The organism is Streptomyces platensis (genome assembly GCF_008704855.1).
Classification (GTDB): Bacteria; Actinomycetota; Actinomycetes; order Streptomycetales; family Streptomycetaceae; genus Streptomyces; species Streptomyces platensis.
In genome coordinates, this window is the sequence record NZ_CP023691.1 from 6,737,306 (window position 1) to 6,763,535 (window position 26,230).

Annotated in this window: 16 protein-coding genes and 1 pseudogene; 6 read left to right on the forward strand and 11 right to left on the reverse strand. The window is 71.0% G+C overall.

Annotation, left to right across the window (positions count from 1 at the left end; genetic code table 11):
• The first annotated feature begins 150 nt into the window (after positions 1 to 150).
• From CP981_RS29800 to CP981_RS29815, 4 genes are all read left to right on the forward strand, one after another.
• On the forward strand, positions 151 to 2,274 hold the full coding sequence (locus CP981_RS29800; RefSeq protein ID WP_208852995.1) for an ATP-binding protein: 2,124 nt from the start codon (positions 151 to 153) through the stop codon (positions 2,272 to 2,274).
• A 174-nt stretch (positions 2,275 to 2,448) separates the two neighbouring features.
• Positions 2,449 to 3,768 carry an SUKH-4 family immunity protein gene (locus tag CP981_RS29805; protein ID WP_085927136.1) on the forward strand — a complete coding sequence of 440 codons (1,320 nt, stop codon included), beginning with the start codon at positions 2,449 to 2,451 and terminating at the stop codon, positions 3,766 to 3,768.
• A gap of 94 nt (positions 3,769 to 3,862) precedes the next feature.
• Positions 3,863 to 4,135, forward strand: coding sequence for a DUF6406 domain-containing protein (locus CP981_RS29810; RefSeq protein WP_085927135.1), 273 nt, complete (start codon positions 3,863 to 3,865; stop codon positions 4,133 to 4,135).
• Positions 4,136 to 4,210: 75 nt separating this feature from the next.
• Positions 4,211 to 6,346 carry a hypothetical protein gene (locus CP981_RS29815; RefSeq protein WP_085927134.1) on the forward strand — a complete coding sequence of 712 codons (2,136 nt, stop codon included), beginning with the start codon at positions 4,211 to 4,213 and terminating at the stop codon, positions 6,344 to 6,346.
• Positions 6,347 to 6,352: 6 nt separating this feature from the next.
• Here CP981_RS29815 and CP981_RS29820 read toward each other — a convergent pair whose 3' ends face one another.
• From CP981_RS29820 to CP981_RS29860, 9 genes are all read right to left on the reverse strand, one after another.
• Positions 6,353 to 8,548 carry an SUKH-4 family immunity protein gene (locus CP981_RS29820; protein ID WP_085927133.1) on the reverse strand — a complete coding sequence of 732 codons (2,196 nt, stop codon included), beginning with the start codon at positions 8,546 to 8,548 and terminating at the stop codon, positions 6,353 to 6,355.
• A gap of 124 nt (positions 8,549 to 8,672) precedes the next feature.
• Entirely contained in the window at positions 8,673 to 8,945 is a 273-nt protein-coding gene (locus CP981_RS29825) for a DUF6406 domain-containing protein (protein ID WP_085927132.1), read from the reverse strand.
• A complete protein-coding gene (locus tag CP981_RS29830; protein WP_085927131.1) occupies positions 8,942 to 16,123 on the reverse strand; it encodes a toxin glutamine deamidase domain-containing protein in 7,182 nt (2,393 codons plus the stop codon). Before CP981_RS29830 ends, CP981_RS29825 begins: the two co-directional genes overlap by 4 nt.
• Positions 16,124 to 16,244: 121 nt before the next feature.
• On the reverse strand, positions 16,245 to 16,556 hold the full coding sequence (locus CP981_RS29835) for a hypothetical protein (protein ID WP_244329839.1): 312 nt from the start codon (positions 16,554 to 16,556) through the stop codon (positions 16,245 to 16,247).
• A gap of 89 nt (positions 16,557 to 16,645) precedes the next feature.
• Positions 16,646 to 17,167, reverse strand: a complete 522-nt coding sequence (locus tag CP981_RS29840) for a hypothetical protein (protein WP_244329840.1) — start codon at positions 17,165 to 17,167, stop codon at positions 16,646 to 16,648.
• A 360-nt stretch (positions 17,168 to 17,527) separates the two neighbouring features.
• Entirely contained in the window at positions 17,528 to 18,832 is a 1,305-nt protein-coding gene (locus CP981_RS29845; RefSeq protein ID WP_085927130.1) for an NPCBM/NEW2 domain-containing protein, read from the reverse strand.
• Between the two features lie 139 nt (positions 18,833 to 18,971).
• Entirely contained in the window at positions 18,972 to 19,631 is a 660-nt protein-coding gene (locus CP981_RS29850; RefSeq protein ID WP_085927129.1) for a 4'-phosphopantetheinyl transferase family protein, read from the reverse strand.
• Positions 19,628 to 20,563, reverse strand: coding sequence for a metallophosphoesterase family protein (locus CP981_RS29855; RefSeq protein WP_085927149.1), 936 nt, complete (start codon positions 20,561 to 20,563; stop codon positions 19,628 to 19,630). The genes CP981_RS29850 and CP981_RS29855 overlap by 4 nt, the downstream gene beginning before the upstream one ends.
• Positions 20,564 to 20,625: 62 nt before the next feature.
• Entirely contained in the window at positions 20,626 to 22,236 is a 1,611-nt protein-coding gene (locus CP981_RS29860) for a PucR family transcriptional regulator (protein WP_085927128.1), read from the reverse strand.
• Positions 22,237 to 22,489: 253 nt separating this feature from the next.
• On the opposite strand from CP981_RS29860, the gene CP981_RS29865 reads away from it, so the two are divergent.
• Positions 22,490 to 23,023 (forward strand): type 1 glutamine amidotransferase domain-containing protein, encoded by a 534-nt coding sequence (locus CP981_RS29865; protein ID WP_085927127.1) that lies wholly within the window; start codon positions 22,490 to 22,492, stop codon positions 23,021 to 23,023.
• Between the two features lie 7 nt (positions 23,024 to 23,030).
• Here the strand turns inward: CP981_RS29865 and treZ are convergent, their stop codons facing one another.
• Entirely contained in the window at positions 23,031 to 24,803 is a 1,773-nt protein-coding gene (gene treZ / locus CP981_RS29870) for a malto-oligosyltrehalose trehalohydrolase (protein ID WP_085927126.1), read from the reverse strand.
• Positions 24,804 to 24,995: 192 nt separating this feature from the next.
• On the opposite strand from treZ, the gene CP981_RS29875 reads away from it, so the two are divergent.
• Positions 24,996 to 25,541: a DUF1707 and FHA domain-containing protein gene (locus CP981_RS29875; protein ID WP_085927125.1), complete on the forward strand. Its 546-nt coding sequence runs from the start codon at positions 24,996 to 24,998 to the stop codon at positions 25,539 to 25,541.
• A gap of 63 nt (positions 25,542 to 25,604) precedes the next feature.
• On the opposite strand, the pseudogene CP981_RS29880 reads toward CP981_RS29875, so the two are convergent.
• Positions 25,605 to 26,224 (reverse strand): annotated as a pseudogene (locus CP981_RS29880) (GTP-binding protein); the annotation flags it as partial.
• Positions 26,225 to 26,230 lie beyond the last annotated feature (6 nt).

A 26,230-nucleotide genomic window follows, 5' to 3' on the forward strand; every position in this document is an offset into this window, starting at 1 on the left:
GGTTTGCCTTGGGGCGGTTGTTTCACGGAGTGATCGCAGGCACCCGTGAGGCCGCCGGCGCACCTTCCACCTCGTACGACGCCCCTAGGATGAACGGCGTACGGTCAACACGACTTGACGGTGCCGGACGGACAGGACAACGGGGAGACAATGACCAGCCCGACCCAGGCCCCAGACCGGACCAGGACCCATGAGCCGCACCCCTACATCGGGGGGCGCAATGCCGCGCTGCGCGCGCTCACCGCGTGGCGGACGGAGCGGCCGGGTACGCCGCGGGTGGTCATCCTGACCGGAAGTCCGGGCACCGGGTGTTCGCGGCTGCTCACGGGGTTTCTGATGCTCTGCGACCCGGAGTACCGCAAGGGGCTCGCGCTGGACGCGCTCGATCCGGCGACCGTGCCTCCGGACTTGCCCGCACCCGCGGTGCCGAGCGTCGCCGGGCTGACGGCATCGCAGACCCTGTGGCTGCTCGCCGATCACTACGAGTTGTCCGCGACCCGCACCGCCGACATCTTCCCCGAACTCGGTCAACTCCCGTTGTCCGGGCGGCCGGTGACGATCGTGGTGCCGGATGTGGACCGGGCCGGTCCGGTGCGGGGGACGGGTGAGCCCGCGCATGTGGTGCGGGACGTGCTGAAGCCCCTCGCCGCCGTCGAGTCCCTACGCCTTCTCGCCGACGTGCCCCGGGAGTTCGCCGTCGAGCTCGCCGAGGGCCTGCCGCCCGGCGTGGCCCGGATCATCGACCTCGACGCACCCGAGTGGGCCGACCCCGAAGGGCTTGTGCGACAGGCCGAGGCGCTGCTCCATCCCCAATTCGGCGCCCCGGAGCTGCCGTTCACGACCGAGCCCGACGCTCGGCGCGCGCTCGCCGAGGTGATCGCCCGGCGCGCGGGAGACGGCGCGGGCAGCCGCCTGACCGTGCATCTCGCCGTGCAGTCGATCCTGATGCACCCGGAGGGGTTCGACCCGGCGGATGCGAGCCAACTGCCCGGCAGTGTCGGCGAAGTGCTCGATCTGCACGCCGAGCGACTCGACATCCACCCCCGCACCCTGCGGCAGATCCTCGCGCCCCTCGCCCTTGCCGAGGGCGACGGACTGCCCGTGCACCTGCTGACCCCGCTCGCCTCCGCCGTCGCCGCACGGGACATGAGCGAGGACATGGCGCGGGGCATGCTGCTCGCCGCCCCCTTCATCCGTCCCATCGAGAGGGCCGGCGAAGGCATCCCCGAGGGCGAACGGACGCTCCTTGGATTGCCGCACCCGGGCATCGGCGAGGCCGTTCGGGCCGGCATTGCGGATGTTCCGGGTGCTCAGGCGCGTATCGCCATGGAGTTGCTGGAGGCCGTACCCGATCAGGACTGGGCGAAGGCAGGGGCGTACGTGCGCGATGACATCGCGGGACACACCCTGGAGGCCGGTTTGCTCCCCCGGCTCCTCACCGACCCCGGCCTGTTCGCCCACGCCGATCCGGTGCGGTTGCGCGCCGCGGTGGAGGCCGTACCCCCGGAGCAGTTGGGCGCGCCGGCGCGCACATATCTGCGTACGGCCCCGCTGCTCACCCGCACCCAGGCACCCGCCACCCTTCGAGCGGCGCTCCTGGAGACCGCGTTCGTCGAAGACGGACTGCCGGAGTACGCGGCGGTGTTGCGCCGCATGGTGCCCGAGCTTCCCTGGCACACCCTGTGGAGCGTGCCGGTCGCCGGGGCCGACGCCGTGACCGTCGGCACACTGCCGCCGTCCGCGGCCGCGTCGGACAGCGCCGCGGAGGCGGCCCCGCTCGCGGTCGCCGTGAGCACGGTGCCTCAAGGCACCCCGGGTTCAAGCCCGTTGAAGGCCGACGATCCCAAGGCCCCGGCCCTGCTGGTGCAGGACCTCGCCACCGGCTCCGTCCTCGATGCCGACCCGACCCGGATCCTGCGCCCCTCGGATGACGAGCGCGCCACGGGGCCGCTCGGGTTCAGCCGCGGCGCCGACTATGTACGCGTCTGGCGTCGCGGCGAGCAGAAGGGCGCTGAGAAGATCGTCACGGCCCTGATCTCCGCCACGCCCTTCACGGGAACCGACCTTTCCCTCGACGGCATCCTCCTCGTGGCCACGGCGAGCGGTGTGAAGGCGTTGCGGCTCCGACCGGCGCAGCCCTACGCCACGACCGCCCGGCGCTCCGTACTCGCCCCCCGGGCAGCCGAGCCCGAGCCCGCACAGGCCCCCGAGCCCCAGCCGGCAGCCGCACAGGCTCCACAAGCCCCCGGGCCCGATGCCCACCCGACCGCCTGACACCCACCCACCGCAGACCGTTAGCCTCAAAGCCTCAAAGGCCCGAAGCCTTTCGAAGGCGCCCGCATCAGACCGCCTGCACCCAGGCCCACTCGGACGAGGACCGCGGAGCGTGCCGGGCATCGACCCCGGCCGCACCGGCCCCGTCCACCCGAAGACTCAAAGGGAGTTCCCGTGATCAGCCAGGAGCAGGCGCTCGCGACCGCCGAGGGGTGGCTCAACCCCGAGGGACAGGAGCGCCGTGAGGTGCGGATGCAGGAGTTCGACCTGGGCTGGGTGGTGTGGGCCGTGGCCCCGCCGATCGAGCGTGACCCGGTCACGGGCAAGCGCCGGCCGCCGGCCACGATCGGCCACTCCTGCGGTGTGGTCGACCGCCGCACTGGCGAGCTGAGCACCTGGCCGTCCGTGCCGGTCGAGGAGGTCGTGCGGAGGTATCAGCAAGAGCACGGTGACGGTCAGGAGACCGCGCCGCCCGCGCAGCCGCCGGTCACCGGCCCCGGCAACACCACGGTCCTCACCTATGTCGACCCGAGCACCGGCGAGGAGACCAGCCTCGTCAAGAACTCCGCCCCCGGAGAGCCGCACTCCGAGTACCAGGCTCTGGTGGAGGTCGAAGACCTCGGCGTCCCCGCGAAGAACGTGGTCGCGATCCACACCGACCTCAGCTCCAGCCTGCTCCCCGGCGGGTACCCGGGCATGCTGCTCGGCCGTCGCTTCCCCAACGCCCGGTTCTCCTGCACGCATGAGTACGGAGTGCGGGGCGAGGAGCGCGCCCAGGCGATCACCGGGCTGATCCAGCACGTCGAGAAGGTGCACCAGATCGCGGGACAGCAGCCGCCGCCCCGGCCGCACCGGGCGCCGGTGCCGACCGACGTCGAGCCGGCCGAGCCGCTCAGCGATGCTGCCCTGGGCCGCGAGCTGACGGAGGCCTTCGGCGCCGACGACGTACATCGCTACGACGCCGACGACGTGGCGGGCACCCCGCTCCCCGAGGCCGCCAAGGCCACGCTGACATGGGCCGGGCTTCCGACCGTCGTCCCGTTCTTCTTCACGGCCGACAGCCCGGAGGCGGAGCTTCCGGCCGGCCTGTTCGGCAATGCCGCCGCGCACCTGCGCGAGGTCGGCTCCCAGGCGAGCGCCGACACCCTCGCGTTCCTGGAGGGCCACGTCAGGATCGGCACCGACGGGATCGCTCTGATCACCGTCCAGTGCACGGGGTCCGATCTGGAGGGTGAGCCGGTCGGCCAGCTCTGGGCCGTCACTCCGGAAACCGGCGCGGGCCGCCGTGTCAACGCCTCCGTGTCCGCGTTCGCCCGCTCCCTCGCGCTCCTGGACACCACACGCGAGGAGATGATCGCGCTCGACCCGGTCATGGCGGGCAAGGCCGTCGCCGACTTCCAGGAGCAGCTCGTCGCCATCGACGCATCGGCCCTGGACGACCCGAGGAACTGGTGGTCGGTGATCGTCGAGCAGATGTGGCACGGGTTGTTCTGACCGACCCCCATCGCCTTGGTGGCGTGGCGCGTTGCCGACAATGCGCCACGCCTCTTCGCGTAGGTACGCATGCGAGGTCTTTGGAGGACGAGAAGTGAGTAGTCGCGACATCATTGCTCTCTGGCACGGGATTCAGCGACGTACCGAGAGCGCCAGATTCTCGGTGCAGGACATCAACAGGGATTCCGACGCATCGGTCAGGGCCCTGCTCGTGACCGTCGCCACCGAAGTGCAGCGTCACACCCTCCGCCTGGGTGAGACCTTCCCGGTGGGCGATGAGACGTGGCGGCTCGCAGAGTTGACGGGTTGGCCGAGCGAGGACGACTGGACCGTGGTGCTGCGCCGCGTCGCGGCTGCCCCGGCCTGAGAGTACGTAACGGACGCGCCTAATCGGACGGCAAGGACGGCCGAGACAGCCAAGACGGGGGAGGAGTACCGGAACATGGGCCGGCGCTACGAAGTGGACGGTTACACCGCCGAGTTGGACGACGGCTTCCAGGTCATCTACCGCAATCCACGCGGCAAGAAGCTTCAGCAGATACCCGACTGGCTCGCGGACAGCGAAGGCGTACGCCGGCTGTACCGGCTGCGGCGGGCGCTGACCGGGCACCGCAGGCAGGCGCGTGTGCAGGCCGAAGCCTGGGCCACCGCAGGTACGCGCGTGCCCATGGCTCTCGCCGAGTCCGACCCCGTATGGCGCGAGGCATTCGACGACGCCGGTGTCGAGCCGGTGGCAGACCCGCCGCCCGCGCCGGATGCCGACGAGGCGGCGCTGATCGCGCGGACGTACGTCCACCCCGACGACCACACCATGACGCTTCTCCTGAGGGCCTCCTTCGCACGCCACTGGGATGCGTTTGTGGCATCGCAGGAGGACTGGGCGCTCACGGACACCTTCGCCACCGGCATCCGGGTTCCCGGAGACACCGAACCCACGTTTCCCGAGCGGCTGATGGCGGCGCACCCCGGCCGGGAGCAGGAGGCCCTGGAGGCGGTCTACGCCTTCGGCTGGAGCCTCTGGGGAAGCCCGACTCTCTACAAGTCCCTCTTGGACGGCGACTTGGCGCACCTGGCCGCGACGGCACCCAGGTTCCTCCCCGCCGTCCTCGACGAACTCGCCGACATGTGCCTGAAGGCGGGCGGAAAGCACCAGGAGCACGCCACCGGGTACTTCACACGCGCCAGGAACGCCGAGCGTGAGCAGCACACCAAGCCCGACGAGCGATGGCTTGACGCGCGATACGCCACCTTCGCTGACCATGGAGCGCTGGCGACCGGGGCGGTACGCGCGCGTGCCAAGGAGCTGGCTCCCCGTGGCGCAGTGGTCTCGCCGGACCAGCTCCGGCGCTTCCGCGACGTACTGGTGCGACGCGTACACACGCCCCACGACCTGTATCCGGGCATGGCCGCGGATCTGCGCAAGGTGGCCCGGGCGGCGGGAGCGAATCCCGAGTCCGAAGTGGCCGCACTGCTCGCGGACATCGTGCCGAGGACCGGGCTGTGCGCGGGCGACACGGACAAGTTCTGGGCCGACGCCCTGAAGGGGAAGGCCCTGGAGCTGCTGGTCGAGCGACGCCCGGAGACGGTGCACGACGTACTGCGGCTGATCCCTGACGACGCGAACGGTACGGAGGACTGGCTGTCGCTGCTCCGACGCAGCGGCGCCCTGGCCCTGTTGACGGGCGAGCACCCGGGACTCCCCGCCGGTGAGGCCGCCCGTCTGCTGCACGACTTCCTCGCGAGCGAACCGACGTCGCGGGTGCGCAGTGACGAGCTGTACGACCTGGCGGTGCGCCTCGCCCCACGCCTGGCCGCCGACGCTGTTCCGGTGCGCCTGCCGTATCCCGCGCCCGGCCGCAGGCGGGCTCCCATCCCGCTCGACCTGGCGGACGAACTCCTCGCACACGGGGTGCCGTTGGCCGACCCGCCGCCGAAACTGGGCAGCCCGGGCGCCGCCCACATGGTCGTGAACCGGCGCCCGCACCTGAGCCGGCTGCTCGCCGACCCCCGCTTCGCCCGCGAGCTGCGCAGCGCGCTTCACGCCGAACTCGAGCTGGAAGGGTTGCCGGAGGCGGGGGTGTCCTACCACCGTCACTATCGCCCGCACCGGGACGCGGAACGCAACAGCTGGCGCAGCACCCCGGGCATCTGCCGCACACCCCTGGGCCGTGAGGTGCTGCGCGCCTGGCGGGACCGCCAGCGCGAACGCCTGCGCGCAGGCCCCGACCTGAACGGGCTCGTGCGCGTGCTCGCCCCCTTCGTGCACATCGGCGGGGTCGTCGACGAGCTGTTCAAGGACGAGGCGGCGGCACGGGAGTTCGCGGCCGTGGACGTGGTGGCGCTGGTCCTGGCCGACCTTCCGACCGAGGCCGACCGCCCAGCGATCGAAGGGCTGATGGCCACGATGGGCCCCGAGGACCTGATCGGCACCAGGCCCATGCCGGATCTGCGTACACGGATCGATGAGACCTTCCCCGACCTGTCCGAGTTGCAGGTTGCCCAGGCCTGGAAGGCGCTCCAGACGGGGGTCAACTGCCAGGAGGGGCTGAGGCGTCTTGTCGCCCGCCTCTCCGGCTGATCGACGTCACTCGTTGTGGAGTACGTATGCCCAGGCGGGCTGGTTGCCGCCCTGCTCCTCGACATCTTCCAGCTCCCCGAGGACCCAGTACGGGAGCTGCCCCCGTTCGGCGACCGGGGGCAGAATGCTCCGGGTGCGCAGCCCTGTGACCCACAGCACCACCATGGTGAGGAAGTTGTCGAGGCTGTGCGCGGCGGGAAGAGCGGCGAGATACTCCTCGTCGGGCCCGGTCGGGACGCGCAGGATGTGTCCGGTGGGGCCGTCGATGACGAGCTTGGCGCCCATCCACTTGCCGATCTGGAAAAAGGGACCGGTTTCGGCAACGGGCTCGATCCCTTCGGGCCAGCAGGGGAGTTCGTCGAGAACGTCGGACTCCCAGTCCCCGCAGGGGAAGATCCCCATGCCTCCTTCGTCCCACATGTACGGCAGCCCGAACTCCAGGAGAAGTTCGCGCGTCGCCCCGTGGGTGAGGCCATCCGGGAGATCCTCGGCCTCGATGGGAAAGATGTCGTCCTCGCCGAACAGATCGATGAGGTCCTCGCGACCCGGAGCCGGCGCATCGAGCGGACTGCTCAGGCCCGCGTCCGCGTAACTATCGCTCAGAGGCTGCTGCCGCGCGCCGAAATCGGAGATGTCCACGCCCCGCGCGGGCTGAAGGGCGATCAGTCCCAAATCGCCGCCAAAGACGACGACTTCATGTACGGCCAGTGGCTCGCAGGGCAGCACAAAAGCGCTGTCCCTTCGGCGGGGGGACGACGAGGCGAACAACTCCTGAACACGCTCAGGTGATGCGGAGTCGTCCCCGGGTGAGTCGGGCCAGGCGAGATCCGCACGATTCTCCTCCGGAATCTCGGCGTTTTCCCAAGGCTCTGCGACACGGTCTCCCGTTTCCGCGTCCCGGATCGAGACATACGACTGCTGTTCCCCGTCCTCCGTCCGCCGCTGCAAACCGGCGATGGCGGCTCGTCCCCGCCATCGCACTTCCGCCGTCGCGGCGAACTTTCCGGCCCGGAGAAAGCGTGCGTGATATCCACCCGGCGGGCGCCAATGTGCCCATTTGACTCGCCAGGGCAGTGCAACGCCTGAGGAGGCCACACCCGACGCGAATGCGTGATCCCCGCGCGAGAAGGCCATCAAGTGCAGCCACGCGGCCCACTCCGTCTGGTGCTGTGGCGTGACTCCCCACCCCCACAGATGAAGCGCGTCGGCGGCGGCTGTGTTTCCGGGGATGAGGAAGGTGATGCTTCGTGCCGCGTCCATGAGCGCCGTTTGCGGCAGATTGGCGATGACACGTCCGTCCTGAAGGACTTCGTCGTACATTCCCGCCTGTACGGCGTGCATGGCGAGCCCGGTGGCGGCATACAGGCCGACGGCACCGTGCCTGGCCCACCCCTCTGGGTGGCGAAAACCCGGAGCCGAGTCCATCAGCCAAGCAACCACATGCCTATGGACACGAGAGGGTTCGGCAGAGTCGATCTCCCGACGCAAGGTCTCGGCCAGGTTCTCGTCGACAAAGGAAACCCCGAGAGGTCCGAGCCGAACAATTCCGGGCTCTTCCCTCGCGAATGCGGTGAGTTCGTCTTCGGATGCCGCTTCACCGCTCAGCCCGGCGACAAGTTGGGCCCAGACGGGAAGCGGTACCAAGCGGGGCTCGGCCAGTGCCAACGCCCGCACGGCAACGGACGCTGTTGCCGCCGGCCGAGGTTCGATGGCCGTCGCGGACAGCCGAAACACCGCCCTGGGATCAACGCGGGCCGGAAGCAACTCGGGAACCACATGGGCCACTACGGCCAATTGGCCACGTGCCAGCCACGGAAGAGTCTGGGTCACCAGCCGCTCGGGCTCGTACGACCGCCGTGTCGGCCCGGCACGATGGGCGTTGACGACCAGCAGCAACCGCTCCTCGGGCCACGAGCCGAGCGCGAAACGCCAGTCGTCCCGCTTGTCCGCGGACAGATCGACTCCGAGCGCTTTAAGGGCCTGCTGCATGACCTGCTCGGCAGTGAGACCGGTGGCGTCGACGACCACACTGCCGGGCACGTGCTCGTGCGTCTCCCGCATGACGGCCGACGCGTCATGGCCGTCCGCAGCGACAAGAAAGGCCACTTGGCCACCGCGCCCACCCGCACGCCACCATGCGCCGACGCGACCGGCGATCTCTTCCTCCGGGATTCCGGGGGTGTCGGTGGTTGGCTCGGGCACGGTGCCCCTCCTCAGTTGCGCGATGACTCGTCGACCCTAGGTGTGGCCGCGTGCGAAGGGACTGGGCCATTGCTGTCGCGTGCTCCGGGCCGGCGGTGTGGCCCAGAAGCGGGCGGTGGCGGTATCAGGCCGGGGCAGGCGTGACGCGGCGCAGCACCACGGTCCAGTCCTCGTCGCTCGGCCAACCCGTCAATTCGGCGAGTTTCCATGTCTCGTCGCGCACGGGGAAGGTCTCACCAATGCGGAGGGTGTGATGCTGCACTTCGGTGGCGACGACCCTGAGCAGAACCCTGACCGAGGCGTCGGGCTCTCTGTAGATATCGTTCACTGCGAAGCTCGCGTTCCCGGTATTTCGCTGAATCCCGTGCCAGAGGCCAATCGTGTCGGCACTACTCACTTCTCATCCTCCAGAGACGCGTACTGGTTGCTGCAGTATTTCATGAATTCCTTGATGGTCAGCGGCTGGGGATCGTCCTCGTTGTGCGGATTGCGCAACTGAATCAGGCCCTTGTCGTCGACCGAGACGATCTCGTAGGCGTGGGAACTCAGGAGGCCCTTCTCCATCTTGTTCTCCACGCCCGTGCCTCTCGGTTGGGTGCCGATAACGACCGGTCTGCCGCTTTCCGTGAGTTCCCGCAGGTGGGCCAGGAGTTGCTTTTCCGGGCTGCGGCCGTTCATGTCGTAGTTCGTCGGGAAATCGTGGTTCTCCGACGTACGTCCGGTGAGCTGGGCGAGCAGCTCGGCACGGTCGCCGGATGTGGAGCCCTGGCCGATACGGGAGTAGCCCGTCAGCAGGTTGTCGTCGAAGTCCCTGTTGCGGGGCAACTGCGACTGGTGCTCGCGCTTCTTGTCGTCCCAGAACTGGTCCAGGCCCGCGATGGCCTTCTCCATGATCGCCGGCCAGGCCACACCCACCCCGTTGGCGTCGGCGTAGGCGGTGGTGTTGGGGAAGTCGCTGTACACGGGCACGTCGGGAGTGACCCGCACGGTCAGGATGCGCCCGGTCGGAGCCTGGTTGCCGTAGTTGTTGCGCGCGACCTCGTGGAAGCGGACCTCATAGTTGCCGTCCTCCGTCTCCCGGATCATGTCCTGGAGAAGATCCGGGTACCTGCTCGCGAGGGCGCCCAGGGTGGCGATGATGCCGCAGTCGCCGATGGCACCCTGCTGCGTCTGCTCACGCGACGGAGGACCGTCGAACAGCGGCACGCGCGTCCCGTCGGGACGGTCCAGCGGAGTGCCGTAAACGTCGGGCTGGAACTCCGGCAGCTTCTTGTGGTTGCCGAAGCGCGGCTGGTCCACCTCAGTGGTGATCTCGGTGGGCTCGACCGGGCCTGACCCGGTCATGGACTGCCAGATCTGCTTGAACCGGCCACGCTTTTCCGGCTGGCTGTCCGAGGCGGGGGAGCCCTCGCGAGGCTCGCCGTCGGACGGGTTCGGGGCGCCGGCCTGCTCGCTCGCCCCCGTGGCGCCGGTAGTGGGGCGCGGGGGCTCTCCCACGCCCGCGAGTCCGGTGTCCGTCTGCGGAACGTCGCGGTTTGAGCGCTGCGAGTCCGCCGGTGCGGAGGTTCCGTTGCCCGCAGTCCCGTTGTCCACCGGGGAGTTGACGCTCGCGAGGCGCCCCGAAGGTGTGCCCTCGCTGTCGGTCGGAGGGGTGGTCGGCGTGCCGGCCGGGTCCGCCGGGGGCCTGCGGTCCGTGCCTGCGGGGCCGGCGGGGGGCCTGCGGTCTGTGCCGGCCGGGTCCGACGGGGGTGTGCGGTGGGGGTCCGTGGGATGGGATGGGCCCGACTGAGGTGCCTGGGTGGGCGGTGTGTTCTGGTCGGGCGTGGGGGCCTGCGGTGTGTTCTGGCCCTGGTTCGCCAGTGCCTGGGCCAATTCGTTGACGAATTTCAGGTGCTGCTTGATCTCCGCGTCTTGGATGTGCTGGTTCGGCGTGCGGTACCTGCCGAGCGCAGTCCTGATTTGCGAATCGGTCTTGCCTTCCTCGTCCCGCAGCCTGCCCGGCTCGGCCGCCTTCAGCTTCTTGAGTTCCGGGTCCGCTCGATAGGTCGTGCTGTAGTAGACGGGAACACCGTTCATCGCCTGGGAATCGTTGATCGCCTTGGAGCAGTTGGCGTGGCCGGTGGGATGACCGGATTCGGTGGTGGGCAGGCCACAAGGCTCACGTTCGGTGTAGAGGCCCTTGACCTCGACCTTGGCCTGCTCCTGAGCTGCCCGATTCTCGTTGAGCTGGTCGATCCAATTGAGGATGTGGGACTCGGAGTGCCGCGGATTGGCGCCGTCCACGGCAGGGGGAACCGACGAATCGACGATGTAGTGACTTTCCTTGGTGTCCGGGTCGACAACTTCCACGACCGCGTAATTCTTGCCGGAGAGGTCGGGCGCATTGCGCTCCGTCTCCTCTAGCAGCCGCTTGAGGTCCTCCACATCCCGAAGGACCGTCCCGTCCGGGTGCGATGCGAGTTCACGTCGCCAGGCAGCCGCTGATTCGTGGAACTTTCCGTCGCCGTACGCGTCGTTGTTCGCGGCCCGGTCAGGGCTCATGCCAACGGCGTTGTTGGCATGGAAGGACTGACTGATGCGGGCCAGAGTGGCGATCGCGGCGTACCGCTGGCCGTCGTTCATCTGCGACCACGTGGGATCGAGATGCTTCCGAAGATCGCTGTCGGTGAAGTTTGTCGACGGCATCGGAACATTCCGGTGCGCCGTCATCGCTGCCTTGTGGGCGGCCTCAGCCTGAGGGAGAGCCTGCTGGGCATGGGCGAGCCGCTGATCCGCCGCCGTCCGCTTGGCCTGCGCCGCCTGCTTCGCGGCGTCGGTCTTGGCTTTCCGCTCCGCGGTCGCCGCCCTGGTCCGCTCTGCCTTGGCGTCGGTGACTTCCTTGATCGCCTTGTCGTAGTCCTGCCGGGCTTCCCGCACGCGCTGCGCCGACACCGCGTGCGCCTGGCGGCGATCGATGGATTCCCGCAGTACGTCGGCCAAGGGCACTCGCACCTGGGGCGGGTCGCCTTGCGGCTGGGCCCACTGCTGCATCTGTGCCCGGACCGGGTCCAGACCGATCCGATGGACGTCGTGCGCGTCTCGAAGGTCGCCCTGTGCCTTGTCCGGAGGAAGGTTCGCCTGCGAATCGGTCCGTCCTTCCGGGTCGGGAAGGCTCTGGTTGCGCCGCTCGCGAGTGGCTTCCGCGCTGGGGTCGTTGGACTCAGGGGGCGAACCGGCCGGGCGCTGGGGCGCTGTGTGGTCGGTATCGGCAGGTGTGGTCTGGCTCTGGTGTTGCGTGGTGGGCCGGGTGGTGGTGTCGACGGGGCGACGGTTGGCGTCCAGCGGGATCGCGAAGACGCCGTTGTTGCCGCTGTGGAGCGGGGTGGTGCTGCTCTGGCCCGTCTGCGGGTCGGCGTAGACGATCTGGCCGTTGTGGTTGACCACGTTCCAGGCGTGGGCACGGCCGTCGGTGTTCTGGGTGATGATCACGGCCTGTGAGCCGTGGCCCTCGTTGAGGAGGGTGGTCTCCAGGTTGTTGTACGCGTCGCGGCCGTCGCCGAAGTCATCGAACTCGGCGCCCAGGGCGCTTTCGATACGGTCACGGCCGTTGGGCTCGGGAGTGTCGGCGGGGGTGCCGTCCCCATTCGGGCTGCGACGGGCGGCGACCGTGGGGTTGCCCGCGTACGACTCGACGAACGCCAGTGATCCGTCGGGGCAGTTGACGTCGCGACCGGACTCGTCGGGGTTCTGACCGCGGATGTCGTCGACCCAGGTGCCCTCGCGCGGGTCAGGGGCCTGCTGGAACGAGCCGTCCTCGTTGCGCGGGAAGCCCTCCTGCTGCGCGCGGTGGTCGGCGTCGGTGGGGTCGTCGTAACCATCCGGCGGACCGGAGGGGCGCGTGGCGGTGGACGGGAAGACCGGTTCCCTCGACTCCGATTGCTGGTCGGTGTCTTGAGGGTTCTGGGTGTCGTGGGTGTCGTGGGTGTCCTGGGAATCCTGAGGGTCTTGGGATTCCTGGTTGTCCTGCGTGTCCTCCGTGCCCTGCGCGTTGTCGGGCTGCGGACTGTCCTGGTCCGTCGCGTCCGAGTCCTGGGTCGCTTCCGAGTCCCGGTCCGTGGTGGAGTCCGTGTCCGGGGCGGGCTCGGATACCCGATCCGGGTTGTTGGACGCCTGCGTGGGGTGCGTGTCCGGGGTGGTGTGCGTGTCCGCAGAGGTGTTCTCGTTCTGCGGTGACGTCGTCTCCGGGGTCGGCGTCGTTTCGGGGGCCGGTGTCGTCTCCGGCGTGGTGGAGGATTCCGGGGTCGTCGACGGTGATGCGGTGTCGGTGCTGCTGTCGTTCGCGTTCTGGGTGGACGGTTGAGGCGTCGACGGGGTCAGGAAGTACGGCGTGATCGGATTCCGATTGGCGTCCAGTGGGGTGTAGAAGACCTCTTGGGCGCCCAGGTGAATCGGAGTCTCGCTGACGACGCCTGTTTGCGCGTCGACGAACAGGACCTGACCGTTGTGGTTGACAGCGGCGAAGGCATGGCCGCCACCGCCGGGCCAGTTGACGCCGATCACGGCTGCCGAGCCGTGCCCGGCCTGCGACAGCTCGTAGGCGATACGTGCGTACGGGTTGGGATGGTCCTTGCCCGCGAACGTGCTGGGTGCGCCGGCCCAACGCGCCTGGTTGTCGACCGAGTCGCGCTCCGCGGAATAGGTGTTCAGGCTGCCGTCCGCATTGAGGTCCAGGGTGCGCGGGGCGGACACCGTCGGGCGGCCGAACCATGTCTCGAGGAACGAGCGGGTGCAGTCGGCGCAGTTGTTGGACCGGCCGGGCACCCCCACGCCGCCGTCGTTCTGCAGACCGGCCCAGTTTCCCTGCCGCGGGTCCGCGTACACCTGCGGGGTGCCGTCGGGGTTCCTCGGGTGGGCGTTCTCAAGATCCTGCTGATGGGCGGGGTCGGGTGTGGTCAGGCCTTCGAACGGGACGTTCAGGCCGTCACGGATGTCCGAAAGGTTGTCTGCCTGGGGCGGAGGCAGAGGCGCCGTGGGCTGCTCGGGCGCGCTGTCGTCAGCGAGGGGCTGGTTCTGATCGGGCGTCTGGTGGGCGGCGTCCGGCTGCTGACTGTCCGGCTGTTGAGGGTTCGGTGCCGGCATCCCCTGGTCGTTCGGCGCGGAAGTGGGGGACTCGGCCGGTGACTGCTGGTCCGTCGGACGGTTCGTCGGCTGCTCGCCGCGGGGCGGCGTGGTCGGGTGCCCAGGCGTCTCGGTGCGCGGCGTGTCAGTGCGTGGTGGTGTGGTGGGGCGGCTGGGCGTTTCGGTACGCGGCGTGTCAGTGCGCGGCTGCGTGGTCGGGCGGCTCGGTGTCCCGCTGTGCGGCGTCTCGGTGCGCGGCGGCGATGCGGGACGGTTCTGCTGAGTGTCCCGCGACGGCGTGGTGGGCCTGGTGCTCGGCTGTTCCGTACGCGGCGTCGTGGCGCTGGGCGTGGTGGCCCGCCGTGTCGTCGTGGGGTTGCCTGCCGCCGGCGCCTGCGTCGGGATGGGGCCGGCCGCCGGTGGTGGCATGGCACCCGGGGTCGACGTTGAGGGCGTCCCGGACGACGGGGCCGCCTGCTGCGGGATGCCCGCCTCACCGTGCTGTGTACCGGGGGTCGGGGGCGCCGCCGTGGCGGTGGTGCTCATGAGGCCGACGTTTTCGTCGTCCGGGTCATGCGGGGTCGGTGTCGACGGTGTCGGCGCGTGGCCCTGACCAGGGCTGGGGTGTGCGGTGGGCGTGTTGCCGGGCATGGCGCCGCTCGGCATGGACACCCGGCCGCTGCCCTGGTTCTGGTTGTCGTTGTTGCCGTCGTGGGAGTCGCCCGGCATGGGGCCCTGGGCCGGTGCGGGCATGGTGGTGACCGCGTCGCGGTCGACCTGGTGCACGCCCGGTTCGGGGCGGGAGTGGTCGGGAGCCGGGGCCGGCGCGGCCTCGGGGCCGTCTGCCTCCGGCGGCGGGGACGGCATGGGCGCGGGCTCGGTGTTGCGCGGGTCCGGCATCGACGCGCCCTGCTCCGGGGTCTGGACGTCGACGCCTTCCGGGCGGCTCGGGCGAGCGCTGTCCGGAGTGGTGTCCGGCGCCGAGGAGCCATCGGCATCCGGCGTGGTGCCCGGGGCCTCGATGGGTGAGGAGTTGGCGGGCATCGACGGTTCGTTGCCCGGTGCGGTGCTCGGCGGGGCGTCCGGTGTGCTGTCCGGACGGGCGGAGTCAGGGGTGGTGTCGGGGGCCGGACCGCCCTCGGCGTCCGGCCTCGTCGTGGCGGACGGCGTGGGCGAGTCCGGAGACGAGTCAGGAGTGGACGATTCGTCGCCCCCAGGACGACTGATGCTGTCGTTGTATGCCTGGGTGCCCACGTCGAAGGGGCTGGGTGCGTCGGAGCCACGGCTTGGTGAGGACGAGGGCGACGAGGGGTCCGACGAGTCCGGGCTGCCGGTGCTGTCCGTGCTGCTGTGGGACGGCGTACTTGAGGAAGACGAGGGCGAACTCGAAGCCGACGGGCCATCGGACGACGAGGACGGGCTCGACGAAGAGCTGTCCGAACCGCTCGACGGAGACGAGGACGACGGACCGCCGATATCCGGTGCCCTGCGCCCGGAGTCGCCGCTGCTGGAACTCGGCGAACTACTGGAACTCGGGGAGTTGCTCGACGAACTGCTGTCGTTCGACGACGAGTTGGACGAGCTCGGCGAGTTCGACGAATGTGCGGAGCTGGGGGAATTGCCGGACGAACTGCTGTCGCTGGACGATGAGTTGCTGGCTGACGACGAATCGTTGGAGTCCGACGTGCTGTCGTTGCCGGAGTCCGATGCGCCGTCGCCATCGCCGCCGCCGTCGTGTCCGCTGTTGGTGAGCCCGTGGCGGGCGCCATGCCCCGCGCGGGAGCCGGCACCGTCGCGCAGGGACTCGCCGAAGGTGGAGCCGGAGTTCTTCAGGGCATCCTTGCCCTCTTCGTAACCCTTCTTGGCGGTGCGGCCCAGGTCGTAGCCCGACTGCTTGCCGAAGTTCTGCTCGACGGTCTGGGCGACCACGTCGGAGACCATGGCTTCCAGAGCGGAGACAAAGGGTTCCTTGGCGGTCTCCAACACCGCCTGCAAGATTTGTTGGGCTATCTCCTTGAGGAGTTTGCGCAGGATCATCCGCGTGGCGGCGGCCGCGCCCATCGCGCCGAGCTCGGACAGACCCAGGGTGAAGGGAGCGGCGGCCTGGGCCGCGATGATCTCGATCGCCAGGATGATCAACTGGGCGATCACCGCCACTTTCAGCCCGATGATGAGCATCGCCGCGGCGTCCATGCAGATGGCGATCAGCTCGGCGCCCTGGCGGGCGTCGTCGAAGTAGCCCGAGCTGCCGCCGAACTTCTCCCAGGTCTTGTTGAAGCCCTCGATGGAGTCGCCGGCGTTCTCGGCGAGGACGTTGCCGGCGGCACTTACGCCACGGGCCTGGAGGCTCTCCACATCAGCGGCGAACTGGCGCCAGGTATTGGCGCACTCCATCATCTTGTCTTCGTTGCCTGTGGGCCATTCGAAGCCACACATCTCGAGAACCCACTCAAGTGCGTTCGGCAGCATCAAAGCCATGACGAAGAACCCCCGTTGTCGCCCATGTAATTCGTGTCGTCCCGGCCCTGTGAGCCGACCGACCCCCTCCGCCTCACCGTTGGCGGAAGGGCCCTGCTTCTCTGCTGCTCAGGCGGCAGCCCTAGCTATTGGACCGGCGCAGGCTGCGGTACAGCTCGATCGCGGAGTCCGGCGGAAAGTTGGGGACATAGGTGACGGCTCCGTCGCTTTTGGAGATCACCATGTGACTGCCACCCAACGGCGCCTGAGTGCCGGGCGGCGGTGGGGGCATGACGGCGTGGATGAGGAAGCCGATGTCGAACTCCACCACGTACAACGGCGCCGGGTTTCCTTCCAGGTCCAGTACTTCGAACCGGGTGCGAGCGGCAGCCAGTGCCTCTTCGGCAGTGGCGGGGACGGGCTGTACCGGTTGGGGCGCGTCGGGATGCGACACGGACTCTCTCCTGTCAGAGAAGGGGCGGCGGCTGTGGGTCAGGCGTGGTCATGCGAGGGAACTCGGAGGTGAAGCGAGCCAGTTGGCTGTCACTTGCTCGCGGGCTTCAGGATCCGCACCTCGCCGCCGAACTGGTTCTCCGGCTTGTGCTCCTTGATCAGAGCGTCGTTGAAGTCCTCGTTCTCCGCATGGTTCTTCGCCATCCGCCCCAACGCCTTGCCGATTTCGTTGAGCTTGGTGGCAAGGTGCTCCATCGAGTCCGTCATGCCGTCGCGCAGGCCTTCGTAGACCACGCCGAACTTCTCGCCGAGCTCGTCGTCACCCCACGGTGGGGTGCCTTCCTTGTCGCTCAGGGTCGTCAGGCCCTTCCAGGCGTCCTGCGCGACACTTGAGACCGTCGTCTCCTTCGGCGCTCCGCCTCCGCCGCCTCCACCGTCACCCTGCGCGGCCAGGCCGTTCTTCAGCCTGGTGGTCGCCTGGTAGAAATCCCTGCCGATCTCGGAGAAGTTCTTCCCCTCGGTCTTGAGCATCTCCGGATTGGTCTTGAAACCGTCGCCCATCACGTGCCCCCGTTCACCAACCGGCATCATCGACTGCCGGTTCACGTCCATTTTCTGTTTGTGTCAGCGTTCCAGAGGCGCTGACAAGCCCTCAACCCCTGGGTGTCACCGTGCTGTCCCGGGAGCGCCCGGCCGAGACACCTGCCGGGCGCGGCCGATCTCGGTCATGGGATCCCCCTTCGAGCCCGGAGGGCCCTTCGCGCACGCCGAAAGCGGCCTTCGCACTCGCTACACCTGCTACAACCGTTGACGAGCTTATCCAGCCAACCTTTTGGACCGCTAACCCGGGCGCATCCGCGCACCGCTGGCCGCGCTCCCGCACCTCTCCCGTCCCGGTCCTGCCCCCAGCGGTCCACGGGCGGGCCGTCCTGATCCGGCCGCCATCCGGCCGCCGGACCGCCGCCGTCCGGATCAGCGGCAGGTGAGCTGAGGGTCGCCCCAGTCGGCGTGGTCGGAGTTGTTGCCGTTGCCGCCATCGTTGACCACGAGCCGCAGCTGGCTGCCGCCGGAGAGGTCCGCGGTGAGGCGCTTGGCGGGCTGGTCGACGGTCATCAGCCCGCTGTCGGCGACCAAGGTGGTGTCCCGGTAGACCTGGAAGACCACGGAGCCGTTCGCGCCCACCTCGTCATCGAGGCCCACATCCACGGTGAGGGCGGAGCAGGAGCCGCCGAGGTTGTAGAGGAGCTGGCTTTCGGCGTGGGCGCCCAGCCCCTGCGGGTAGGTGGCTCCCTGGATGGTGAGGGGATGGCCGTCGATGCTGCTGTTCACCCGCGTGGGCGCGAAGCTGTCGCTGCTGGCGATCCACTGCCGGGCGGTCAGCGATGTGGTGTGGGCCGGCGGCTTGTTCTTGTGGCCTGGGCGCGACTTTGTGGGCGACGGCTTCTTCGGCGACGGGTGCTGCGGCTTCGGATGCTTCGAGGCCGCGCTGCGGGTGGGGTCCGGGGAGCCGGACGCCGAACGGGACGCGCTCGGCGAGCCCTTGGGGGAGGGGTTCGGCGAGTGGCCCGGAGCGGGCGCCGAGGTGTGTCCGGACGGTGTGGTGCCGCCGGCCTCGGTATCGTGCCGCGCCGGGCCGAACAGCGGGCCGGCGGCTATCGCGACACCGGCCAGGACGGCCACGGCGACCGCGAGCACGGTGATCCGCGCCGGTGAGAACCGCGTCCGCCGGGGCTTGTCCGGCGCGGCGGACGGGACCGTCCCCGAGAAGCTCATACCGGCCGTGGGCCCGCCGCCGGCGCCGGCCGGCCGCCCGTCCCCGGCCGTGGTCGCCCACCCGTCCGCGGGGCCGGGGCCTTCCCCCGGCTGGGCGGCCAGCCAGGACGCGAAGTCGTCGCGCAGCTCGGTGTTCCGGGAGTGCTGGTGCCAGGCGGCGGCGGTGTGGCGTACCGCCGCCAGCAGGCTGTCCCGCCAGGCCGCGTCGGAAGTCTCTTCCGGGCCGGGGGAGTGCAGGACGCCGTTGATGGCTTCCTTCGTCAGATCGGCTGCCGCCTGGGAGGACCGGCAGCAGCTGCGGGCGTAGGCCAGTACGGCGGCGTAGTGCCGGCGGTGGAACTCGTTGAGGGCTTCCTCGCCCGTCCCGGCCGCGCCGTCCGGAACCGGGCCGCCATACGGGCCGGCTGACAGTCGGCCACCGGGCTCGGCCGCCGCACGGATACGCCGGACCAGCTCGGTGTCGGAGGGCGCGGTCCCACCGGTGGTGTCGCAGTGCTCTTGCATGAGTGGGCTGATGACCCTTCAACGTCCTGACGGGCCATGAAAAATACCCCAAGGAGGACGGATGCCCGGCGGCCGGTGCGTCATTTGACAACCGGACGGGCCGCGGGGGCTCCCGCCACCACTCCCCGCGGCCGTCCCGTCACACCATTTCCACGATCGCCGTCACCACCAGCCCCGAACCGACGAGCCACCGGCCGCTGAATTCGGTGAGTTCCCTGCCGTCGACCACGGGCCCGGGGACGAGCAGTTGCGCGGTGAAGGTGGCGTTCGTCGGGTCGAAGGTGAGCAGCGCCTCCTCGAAGTCGAGCCAGCGGCGGGTGAGGGGGAACCACGCCTTGTAGACGCTCTCCTTCGCGCTGAACACCAGGCGGTCCCAGCAGACTTCGGGCTGGAGCGCGGCCAGCCGGCGGATCTGGTCGCGCTCCTCGGGGAGGGTGACGAGGTCGAGCACCCCGGGGTCGTTCAGCGGCAGATTGGGCTCCGCGTCCAGGCCGATGGTCCGTACCTCTCCCGCGCGGGCCACCGCCACGGCGCGGTAGCCGGCGCAGTGCGTCATGGCGCCGACGACGCCGTCCGGCCACTGGGGCTCCCGGTGGGGGCCGGGCAGCAGGGGCGCGGGGGCGAAGCCCAGCTCGGCCAGGGCCCGGCGGGCGCAGCCGCGTACGGTGCCGAACTCCCGCTGCCGCTTGGGCACGGCGTTGGCCACCTGCGCCCACTCCTCGGGGAACATCTCGGACAGCGGCGCGTCATCGAAGGTCTCGGCGGTCCGGACCGGGGCCGGCAGCAGTTTCTCGATCATGCGGGGCTCCCGGGGGTGCCGGAGGCGACCGTGGCGGGCACGGGCAGGATCTGGACCGGGCGGCCCGGCGCGGCGGCCCGGCGCTGCCACTCCCGCGGATAGCCGAGCGAGACCTCCTGGTGCGGTACGCCGTCCAGCGTCAGCAGCCGCGGGATGTGGAGATGGCCGTACACGACCGCGGCGGCACGGAACCGGCGCGGCCAGTCCGCGGTCGACTCCGTACCGCACCACAGCGCGAAGTCCGGGTACCACAGAGGCCGGGTGGGCTCGCGCACCACCGGCCAGTGGTTGACGAGCACGGTGGGCAGCTCCTCCGGAACGGCGGCGAGCCGGGCCTCGGTTTCGGCCACCCGCGCCCGGCACCACGCCTCGCGGGTCGGATACGGGTCCGGATGCAGGAAGTGCTCGTCGGTGCAGACCACTCCGGCCTTCTCGGCCCGGGCGAGCGCCTCCTTCTTGGACGTCGTCCCCGGCTGTCGGAAGGTGTAGTCGTAGAGGAGGAACAGCGGTGCGATGACGACCGGACCGCCGGCGCCTTCCCACACCGGATACGGGTCCTCGGGAGTGAGCACGCCCAACTCCCGGCAGATGTCCACCAGATGCTCGTAGCGTTCCACGCCGCGCAGCTGCACCGGGTCCTGGGCCGGGGTCCACAGCTCGTGATTGCCGGGCACCCACACCACCTGGGCGAACCGGCTGCTGAGCAGTGACAGCGCCCAGCGGATGTCGGAGACGAACTCCCCGACGTCACCGGCGACCAGCAGCCAGTCGTCCTCGGACTCGGGTCTTAACCCCTCGACGATGTCGCGGTTCTCCTTGTAGCGGACGTGCAGATCGCTGACGGCCACCAATCTGCCGCGGCCGCCGCCGTGCGGGGAACCGGCGGCGGGCCCGGCGGCGCCGGGTGTGGGGGTGCGGATCTCGTAGGTCATCTTCGAAGTAAAGACGGTGCGGGCGCGAGAGTGAAGCGCGGACCGGACGGCCGTGCCCTGCGTCACCGTCCTGGCGGCGGTGCGGCCGGCCGGCCGTCGGTGCCGGTGGCGGTGTCGCCGCGGCGGATGCGGGTGGCCAGCCAGAGGTCGAAACGGTCGTCGGGGTCGTCGAGGCGGCGGCCGGTGAGGTCCATGGCCTTGTCGAGGCGGTTGCGGACGGTGTGCCGGTGGACGCCGAGGCGCCGGCTGGTGGCATCCCAGGCGCCGCCGGTCTCCAGCCAGGCAGCGAGGGTGGCGGTCAACTCCTCGCCGTTGTCCGCGAGATCGAGCGGGCCGAGCACGGTGTCGGCGTAGCCGTGCAGCGTACGGCGGTCGCCCAGGTCGAGCAGCAGCCGGCTGGCCTGGCTCTGCCGGGCCTCCGCGGGCTCGCCGCTCGACCGGCTGACGGCGAGCAGCCCGGTCGCCTGGCGCACGGACACCCGTACCGCTTCGGGGGCGGTGGCCGGGCCGATACCGGCCGGGCAGCCCGGGGCGAAGCGGGCGAGCACATCGCGGATGTCCAGATCCTCGCCGACCACCGCCTCGATGACCGTGCCCGGCGCCCCGTCCACCACCCTGACCAGGCCACCGGGCATCGCCAGCGCCAGATCGGCGGCCATCTCCTGCGCGGCGCCGTCCGGAGCCCCGGCCCCGGCCCCCGGCGCGGCGGAGGCCCCACGATCGCCCGCGCCACCCCCCGCCGCCACCACGACGCCCCGCACCCGCTCGGCCGTCAGCCCCACCGACCGCAGCATGTCCCGGGCCCGCCCGGCGGCCGGGTCCTCCGCCGCCAGCAGCTCGGACAGCAGTGCCGACCTGCGGCGGCGCTCCGGCTCATCGCGCAGGTGACGCCGCTCCAGCTCCAAGGAGAGCAGCGAGACCAGTCCGGGCACGACCGAACGGGCGGCGTCGTCCGGGCGGCCGGTGAGCAGCAGCAGCCCCCGCAGCCGGCGCGCCCCCAGCGGCTGCACCTCCAGCTGCTGCCCGGCGGCCGTGCTGGACGCGCTGCCGCGCAGTCCGCGCGCGGCGACCCGTTCGATCAGGTCCCGGGCCGGTGCCGGCGGCGTCCGCTGCGCCCGCTCACCCGCCGCGAGCAGCCGCCCCAGCGGGTCGAACACCGCCGCGCCGACCCCGGTGGCGGCCGTCCACTCCGCCAGCATCGGCCGCAGCCCGTCGCCGGTCGCCGCGGCCGTCAGCCGCCGCTGGGTCGCGAACGCCCGCTGGAGCCGTTCACGCTGCTCCTCGGCCCGGGCCTCGAAGACCGCCTTGGTGACGGCGATGAACGGCACCCCGTCCGGCACCGTCAGCAGCGGCAGCCCGGCCTCCCCGGCCGCGGTCACCAGCGGCTCCGGCGCCTCCTGGTACGGCAGCCCCTGCCCCAGACCGAGCGCCAGACAGGCCGCCCCGCCCTCGGCCACGTCCCGCACGTACGCCCGGCAGGCGGCCGGCTCCCGCGGCAGCAACAGGCCGATGGTCATGAGGAGTTCGCCGCCCTGGAGCCACTTTCCCGGCGCCGGCAGATCCGAGACCGTCGCCGCTTCGATCGTGCGGGCCAGCAGCGGCGGCGGCACGTCGTAGGTGACCGACAGCCGGAGATCGGGCCGGGCCAGCAGATCGGAGATATGCAGGGGCATAGCCACAGTGTCCAGCAGCGGGCCCCGCGATGGACACTCGGGCGCTCGCCTGACCCGCGTGACCTGCGGGTTCGGGCGGCCGGGGGACGGCGCGGCCGACCGGCGGCGGCAGCTGTGCGGAGCGCCGTCCGGGGCCGGAATCCACGCCCGTCCCGCGGATGAGCGCGGGCCCGGTGGGCCGTTATGGTCGAGGGTGTGGGGAAGCGGGGAACCCTCCCCGCTTCGCGACCCGACGAAGGGACGTGAGCTCGGTATGCAGGCGGCGTTTCTGGTGGCTCCCGAGGGCACCGAAGAGGTCGAGCTGACCCGGCCGTGGCAGGCGGTGACCGACGCGGGCGGCGGCCCGACGCTGGTCTCCACCCACGCGGGCAAGGTGCAGGCGTTCCACCACCTGGACAAGGCGGACACCTTCCCCGTCGATCTGACGGTGGACGAGGCGACCGCGGCGGACTTCGACGGACTGGTGCTGCCCGGCGGGGTCGCCAACCCGGACGCCCTGCGGCTGGACCGGCGGGCCGTGGCGTTCATCAAGTCCTTCTTCGACGCCGGACGGCCGGTGGCCGCGATCTGCCATGCGCCGTGGACGCTGATCGAGGCCGATGTGGTGCGTGGCCGCACCCTGACCTCCTGGCCGAGCCTGCGGACCGACATCCGGAACGCGGGCGGCACCTGGGTCGACGAGCAGGTCAAGATCTGCACCGCCGGACCGAACACCCTGATCACCAGCCGGAAGCCGGCCGATCTGGAGGCCTTCTGCGCGGCGTTCGTCTCGGAGTTCTCGCACTGAGCGCCGCTTAGGGCCCCAGCACCACCGCCGATTCCGGAGGGAGCCGCAGCACCCCGTCCGTGTCGGGGAGCCGGGCGCCGGGCCAGCCGGCCAGGGCCTGGAGCCCGGCGCCGCCGTCGCCCACGGGGATGGCGGCCGTGGTGTCCGGCGCGAGATTGACCGCCACCCGTAGCGGACCGCGCCGCAGCAGGAGCCAGCGGGCCGCCTCGTCGTAGTGGACGGCGGTGTGCCGCGGGTCGGGGTCGGTCAGCGGGGGCAGCTCATGGCGGAGCGTCAGCAGGGTGCGATGCCAGGCCAGCAGTGCGGTGTGCGGCTCCCGGGCCGGTTCGGTCCAGTCCAGGACGCAGCGGTCGCGGGTCGCCGGGTCCTGCGGGTCGGGCCAGTCCCCGGCGTCACCGGCCCACTCGTGCGCGGTGAACTCGCGCCGCCGCCCCTCCCGTACGGCCTCCGCCAGCTCCGGATCCTGGTGATCGGTGAAGTACTGCCACGGGGTGGTCGCGCCCCACTCCTCGCCCATGAACAGCATCGGGGTGAACGGCGCACACAGCACCAGGGTGGCGGCGCAGGCGAGCAGGCCGGGGGAGAGGCCGGCGGCGAGCCGGTCGCCGAGCGCGCGGTTGCCGATCTGGTCGTGCGTCTGGGCGTAGGCCAGCAGCCGGTACGCGGGCGTGACCCGCAGATCGAGCGGTGCGCCGTGCCGCCGCCCGCGGAAGGCGGAGTACGTACCGTCGTGGAAGAAGCCGCCGGTCAGCGTCTTGGCGAGGGCGGCGAGCGGGGCCCGCGCGAAGTCGGCGTAATAGCCCTGGGATTCGCCGGTGAGCGCGGTGTGCAGGGCGTGATGGAAGTCGTCGTTCCACTGGGCGTGCAGCCCCTGTCCGCCGTCCGCCCGGGGCGCGGTGGTGCGCGGATCGTTGAGATCGGACTCGGCGACCAGGAACAGCGGGCGCCGCAGCCGCCCGGCCAGTGCGTCGACGGCGGCGGACAGTGCGGCCAGGAAGTGCGGGGAGCGGTCGTCGTGCAGGGCGTGCACGGCGTCCAGCCGCAGTCCGTCGAGCCGGTAGTCGCGCAGCCAGGAGAGCGCACTGCTGAGGAAGTAGGCGCGCACCTCGTCGGAACCGGGGGCGTCGAGATTGACCGCCGCGCCCCACGGGGTCTGATGGGTGTCGGTGAAGTACGGCCCGAACGCCGGGAGAGGGTTGCCGGAGGGGCCGAGGTGGTTGTGCACCACGTCGAGCACGACCCCCAGTCCGTGCTCGTGCGCCGTGTCCACGAACCGTTTGAGCCCGTCCGGCCCGCCGTACGGTTCGTGCACAGCCCAGGGCGCGACTCCGTCGTAGCCCCACCCATGGGTGCCGGGGAACGGGCAGACCGGCATCAGGGAGACATGGGTGATGCCCAGGTCGGCGAGGTGCCGCAGCCGCGCGGCGGCGGCGTCGAAGGTGCCCTCGGGGGTGTAGGTCCCGATGTGCAGTTCGTAGAGGACCGCGCCGGGCAGCGGGCGGCCCGGCCAGGGATGCCGCCAGCCGAACCGGTCGTGTTCGACGACCGCGGCGGGCCCGCCGGGGCCCTCCGGCAGCCGGGCGGCCCGTGGATCGGGCAGCGGCGGCCCGCCGTCCAGCCGGAAGGCGTACCGGTCCCCGTCCCGGGCCGGTGCCTCGGCCCGCCACCAGCCCGCGCGGGCGGCGTCGCGCTCCATCGGGACCGGCGGCTCGCCCGCCCGGTTCCCCGCCCACTGGAGAGCGACCCGCCCGGCCTGTGGCGCCCACACCTCGAACAGCACGGCCGTCCTCCTTCGTTCGGTCCCGGCCCCCGACGAAAGCACGCCGCCGCGCCGCCCGACAGTCCGACGTGGCGCTGCGGAGCCACATCACGCCATCCGCTGGGCCGTTCCGGCGAGCCGCGGGCCCGGCCGCAGCGCTCTGCGCAGCCACATCGCCTGGACAGCGGCTCGTGGTCGCCGGAGAATCCCGGTATGACTTCGCTCGAGTTCCCTGCACGTCCGGCGCGGCCGTCGGACGCCGACCGGGAACGTGCCCTCGATCTGCTGCGTGACGGCGCGGCGCAGGGACGGTTGTCCCAGGACACCTTCCTGCGGCGCCTGGAACTCGTCCTGACCGCTCAACAGCAGTCCGAACTCGACCTGGTCACCGCTGACTTGGCGAGCCATGGCGCAGTCCAGGGCGTGGTGCTGCGGATGGTGGGACGGGTGTCCGCCTTCCACCTCCGGGTGCGCCGCGCCTGGCGTACGGAGCGGCTGCCGAAGCTGCTGCTGCCCGAGCCGGGCCCGCTCCCGCTGCTCATAGGGCGGGCTCCCGGTTCCGGTCTGCGTCTCAACCACGAGACGGTCTCCCGTGCGCACGCCGAACTCCGCAGCGCCGGCAAGGGCTGGCTGCTGCGCGACCTCGGCTCCACCAACGGCACCTGCGTCAACGGCCGCCGGGTGGTGGGCGAGGTGCCGGTCGGCCCCGGGGACCACATCAGGTTCGGCCAGGTGGATTACGTCCTGACGGAGCGCTGAGCGCGTCGGAGGGACCGGGCCGCGCGGGCTGCCCCGGCCCGCTCCCGCCCGGCAGCCGCCGCCTCACCGGGGCCCGCCCTGCCGCGGTGCCGCGTTCCCCCGCACCGGACGGTCGCCCGAGGGTGCGGACGTCCACACCCCCTCGCCGTGCGTCAGTCCGGGCAACAGCCCCTGGAACTCCTGGACATGGCGTGCCGGGAGGACGCCGCTGACCAGCCAGGAGTGCCGGCCGCCGGTGGTCTCCGCGAACTCGGCGCCCAGCGCCGCGAGACGGGCGGTGACCGGCGCCAGCGCGGCGGGCGGGATGTCCGCCTCGAAGGCGTGATACGGCTCGTACACCCGGTGCCGGCCCGCTCCAGGGCGCGCCGCAGCACCCGGGGAGTGACCGTACGGAAGTCCCCGGCGGTGCTGAGCGGGCCGACGAAACCGGACCGGGTCAGCACCACGCGGCAGTCCGTCACCGCCAGACCGCGCGGTCCGTGCCGCAGGGTCGCGTGCACCGTCTCCTCGATGGCCTGGTGGAAGCCGTGCGGCAGGGCGCCCAGTTCGGTCTCATAGGCGAAGACCGGGCCGGAGTGCCGGGCGCCCGGCTCGACCCGCAGTCCGACCGTGGCCCAGGGCCCGGTGTGGCCGCGCCGGGCGATCTCGTGGCAGGCCTCGCCGACCCCGCACGGCCGCTCGACACAGGC